Below are 4,858 nucleotides of genomic sequence, written 5' to 3' on the forward strand. Positions count from 1 at the left end.
AATCAATACGTTACTGGCTGGTTCGCCAATCCGTTTCCTTCGTATTCTCTCGTATGGTCTGGCGAACCTGAGGATCACGAGGAGGGCTAATTCAATCCAATCGGGTCAGCCGTCACCTGCCAAGAAAGCGGCACTGATTGCTTTGTTGACCTGATATCAATGCGACTGGTTTGGGGCCGTTAGCGGAACTCCGGTTTAGCGATGATTGAGCTATGAAGCGGACCTTCCAGCCAGCATATTCTCGACGCTTCGCAAGCTGCAAACCTCACCTCAACGGCCTCAACGGCTGGGACATAACGGCGCGGAGCTATTCGCCATTGGTGCCATTTATCTTGGGGAATAGGAATTCGAGACTGCTGATCCGATGCGCAGAGCTGTTTAGCCGGCCACGTCCAGAATGCCTTGGTTCTTCCGTTTTGCCAGCAGTTGCGTCAGCCAATCCGGATCCATTGCCGGCACGGAAGAGAGAAGCCGTTCTGTGTAGGCAACCTGAGGTGATGTCAGGATCTCGGTTTTCGAACCGTGCTCCACCACCTTGCCTTGGTGCATGACGACGACCTCGTCCGCGATTGCCCTTACTGTCGCGATATCATGGGTGATAAAGATGTAGCTGACGCCGAGTTCGCTCTGTAGGCGTATCAGAAGCTTCAAGATTTCTTCTTGCACAACTTGATCCAGTGCCGAGGTGACCTCGTCACAGATGATGAGCTCGGGATTCGCAGCGAGCGCGCGCGCAATACAGATCCGCTGTTTCTGGCCTCCCGACAATTCACCGGGCAGCCTATCAAGGAAACTTTCGTCCATCTCGATCATATGCATGAGTTCGCCGATCCGGCGGTCGCGCTGCTCCCCTTTTAGGCCTAAATAGAACTCAAGCGGACGCGCGATTATGTCCTCTACAGTCTGGCGAGGGTTAAGCGCGCTGTCCGGCGACTGATAGATCATCTGAATACGCCGCAGCAGATCTTTCGAGCGTTGCTTTAAGGACAGGGGAAGCGGCTGGGCGTCAAATGAGATCGAGCCCGAAATAGCGGGCAGCAAACCGGTAACGACGCGGGCGAGCGTCGATTTCCCAGACCCTGATTCGCCCACCAACGCTACCGTTCGGCCACGCGGAACCTTGATGGACACGTCCACCAGCACCTTAACCCTTCCAGCATAAGCGGCGGTTACATTGTCGATGATCAGTAAATGGTCCCGGGCCTCAATCTCTGGCTTGGCGAGCTTTCGCACAGCCCAGAGCGTCCGAGTGTATTCCTGGGTGGGGGCTGCAAGCATCTGCCGTGTGCCCGCTTCCTCGACAGTTTGTCCGTGGCGCAGGACCATGATCCGGTCTGCCATCTGCGCCACTACGGCCAGATCGTGCGTCACGTATATCGCCGCAGTGTTGAAATCTTCAACAATACTGCGGATTGACGCTAGAACCTCGACTTGAGTCGTCACATCGAGCGCAGTTGTCGGCTCGTCGAACACAATCAAGTCGGGCCGGCACGCCATAGCCATGGCGGTCATGGCTCGCTGTAATTGGCCGCCGGATACCTGATGCGGATACCGGAAACCTATAGTCTCAGGCTCTGGAAGTTGGAGCCGTTTATAAAGCTCCACAGCATCACGGTTGGCCTCACCTCGGCTGGCGATCCCGTGCGCAACCGCCGTTTCAACGGTCTGATCGAGGAGCCGGTGAGCCGGGTTGAACCAGGCAGCTGCGCTTTGCGCCACATAGGCAATACGGGAGCCCCGGAGGCGCCGACGGCGTGCTTCGCTCATTGACAAAAGATCGGCGCCATCGAAGGCCACGGAGCCTTGGGTAATACGGCATCCTGGCTTGGCATATCCCATTGCAGCAAGGCCGATAGTCGACTTTCCGGCGCCGGATTCGCCGATTAGTCCAAGCACTTCTCCGCGTTTGAGTGAGAAATCAACGCCGCGCACGATCGGGTGCCAGCGCTCGCCGGAAAAGCCTTCAACGTGAAGATTGCGGACCGTGAGAAGATCTGTCCCCCTTTCGCGCGCGATAACATTGCTACTTTTCATCACGCAGTCCGCTCGTTGAATGCAAAAACCAGTCTACGACGAAGTTCACCGCTACTGTGAGGAGGGCAATGGCGCCCGCCGGCAGAAGCGGCGTGACATCGCCATAGGTAATCAGCGTCGCGTTTTCCCGCACCATCGATCCCCAATCGGCGGATGGCGGCTGTATGCCGACGCCCAGGAACGACAATGCTGCAATGGTTAGGAAAACAAAACAAAATCGCAGACCAAACTCCGCAATGAGCGGCGGCAGAACATTGGGCAGGATTTCCTTGCGGAGAATCCATGCGGGGCCTTCGCCCCGCAGCTGCGCGACCTCGACATATTCCATCACCACCACGTTCAGGCCAACTGCTCGCGCCAGACGGAACACGCGCGTCGAATCGAGCAGAGCTATGATCAAGATGAGGCTGGCCATTGAGGAGCCGAAAATCGAAAGCAGCATCAGTGCGAATATCAGGCTCGGAATCGACATCAACACGTCCACGGCGCGTGACAATAGCTGATCCAGCCAGCCCCGGTACATTGCAGCGAGAAGGCCGAGCGTCACACCCGCTGCGAAGGATAAAATAGTTGTGATGAAGGCGATGCCGATCGTGTTGCGGGCTCCGTAGATCAGTCGTGTAAGCATGTCGCGACCGAGTTGGTCGGTGCCGAACGTAAACTCGTGGCTCCAGGGCGCGAATGCCTCGCTAAAGACCTGCGTTTCTCGATATGGTGCGATCAGAGGCGCAAATAACGCGACGATAATGTAGCAGAGGATCACACCCATACCGAACCAGGCGCTGAGTGGGGCCTTTTTCAGCGCTATCCTCATGCGAGATCGGCGCGTCCGCCTCACCCTACGCGCTCTGGTGGTCTGGATCACAGGCTCTGCACTTGTCATCGTGGGTGCAACAGTCTCGGGTTGGTTGCGATGGAGATGATATCGGCGATCAGGTTGAGCAGGATGTAGGCTGCGGCGAACACAAGCGCGCAGGCTTGAACGACCGGTACGTCTCTTGACCTCACGGCGTCGACCATCAGTTGCCCGACGCCGGGATAGACGAACACCACCTCGACAATCACGACGCCGACGATGAGATAGGCAAGATTGAAGGCCACTACCGTCACAATCGGGGCCCAGGCATTTGGCAAAGCGTGCCGGACGACGACAACCATTGGCCCCATTCCCTTCAATCGGGCCATGTCGATATAGGGGCTTGAAAGCATGTTGAGAATAGCCGCGCGCGTCATTCGCATCATGTGAGCAACGATGACAAGCGTGAGGGTGATGGACGGCAGAGCGGCACGCCAGACGTGGTCCCAGAAAGGGGTCTCGTCGTTGATATTGGCCAGCGTTGGGAACTTCGGTACGACGTTAAGGGTCCAGTTGATCGAAATCGCCAGCCAGGCTGGTAAAGACCGGGCGAATTCGGTGCCCGCAAACGTATCGCGCGAGATAACCAGGAAGGCGAGCATGTAGGCCACGAAAAATTCCGGGAACGAAATGGTCGTAAGTGTTACCGTGTTTACAACCCGATCGAACCAGCTGTTGCGATATAGGGCTGCGACAATCCCCAACCCCAACGCCAGCGGCACCGCGATGAGAGCGGTCATGACCGCCAGGAACATGGTGTTGTAGAGACGAGGCGCGATGATCTCCGCCACGGTGCGCCGGTAACCTGTTCGGCTGGCGAAGGAGGATCCAAAGTCGCCCTTTACCATCTTGCCAACCCAGCTGAAGTAACGCTCGACTGGCGGGCGATCGAGGCCGATCTCGTGTTGAAGGGCCGCGACTGTTTCCGGGGTGGCAGATTGACCGAGCGTTGCCTTGGCGAAGTCGCCGGGCAGCATTGCGACCGCCGAAAAGATGATGATCGAAACAATGAACAGGGTAATCAGGCCGAGACCTAACCGCTGTAGAACCGTTTTGGCGACCGAATTCAAACGCATGCGCGCATTCCCAAGATTGCGCCGTCCGCAGGGCGAGCGACGCAGTTGGCAAACACCCTACGCCTCCGCCATCCACCAGCGCTCAGCCATCTTCAGTCCGTCATTTTCCCAATTGGGCGCCACATCGCCATGTCCTAGTTTCTTGGATTTGGCGCTTACGAAGTTGTTAAATACCAGCACGATGCTCCCGCCATCGTCATGGGTCAGCTGCTGCATTTCGCCATACATGTCGGCCCGCTTGGCCTCATCCGTCTCGGCTCGCGCCTGAACAAGCAATTCGTTGAAACGAGGATTCTTCCAGAATGACTCGTTCCAGCTGGATTCCGCTGCGAAGGCTTGTGTGAACATCCAGTCGGCTGTCGCGCGACCACTCCAATAGGAAGCGCACCACGGCTTCTTGAGCCAGATATTGTCCCAATAGGCGTCCTCGGCCTCGCGTACCACATTCACGTCGATGCCGCACTGTGCGGCCGTCTCGCGAATGAGCGCCGCTGCGTCAACCGCACCTGCGAAAGCGGCATCGGCGACCGAGAGATCAACCTTCAGTTTTTCCATTCCCGCCTTCTTCAGATAGTGGCGGGCTTTTTCGGGATCGAAACGGTGTTGCGGCTCCGGGTTCTTGTAAAACTTGATCGCCGGCGCGATCGGATTGTCATTGGCAACGGTTGCGTGTCCGAGGAAAATCTTGTCGGCTATCTCTTGACGGTTGATCGCCCATTTCATTGCCATGCGCACATCCGGATTGTCGAAAGGCGCCATAGTGACGTTCATCGGCAAGGTATAGTGGCCGTAGCCGGTGACTTCGATGATCTCGATTTTTGGGTTGCGCTTCAACATGCCGAGTGTCTTCAGATCGGCGCGGCCAATGTAATCCACTTCCCCGGTTGAGAGG

At 57.0% G+C, this 4,858-nt stretch carries 4 protein-coding genes; all 4 read right to left on the reverse strand.

The annotated features are described in order from the left end of the window. Positions 1–378: 378 nt before the first annotated feature. Positions 379–2,034, reverse strand: a complete 1,656-nt coding sequence (locus EOA24_RS27465; protein WP_126082614.1) for an ABC transporter ATP-binding protein — start codon at positions 2,032–2,034, stop codon at positions 379–381. Beyond that, positions 2,024–2,848 (reverse strand): ABC transporter permease, encoded by an 825-nt coding sequence (locus EOA24_RS27470; RefSeq protein WP_126082613.1) that lies wholly within the window; start codon positions 2,846–2,848, stop codon positions 2,024–2,026. The genes EOA24_RS27465 and EOA24_RS27470 overlap by 11 nt, the downstream gene beginning before the upstream one ends. A gap of 65 nt (positions 2,849–2,913) precedes the next feature. Continuing rightward, positions 2,914–3,960, reverse strand: coding sequence for an ABC transporter permease (locus EOA24_RS27475; RefSeq protein ID WP_126083800.1), 1,047 nt, complete (start codon positions 3,958–3,960; stop codon positions 2,914–2,916). 63 nt (positions 3,961–4,023) lie between these two features. Next, positions 4,024–4,842: an ABC transporter substrate-binding protein gene (locus EOA24_RS27480; RefSeq protein WP_281059901.1), complete on the reverse strand. Its 819-nt coding sequence runs from the start codon at positions 4,840–4,842 to the stop codon at positions 4,024–4,026. Between the last annotated feature and the right edge of the window lie 16 nt (positions 4,843–4,858).

This window comes from Mesorhizobium sp. M2A.F.Ca.ET.039.01.1.1 (assembly GCF_003998035.1).
Classification (GTDB): domain Bacteria; phylum Pseudomonadota; class Alphaproteobacteria; order Rhizobiales; family Rhizobiaceae; genus Mesorhizobium.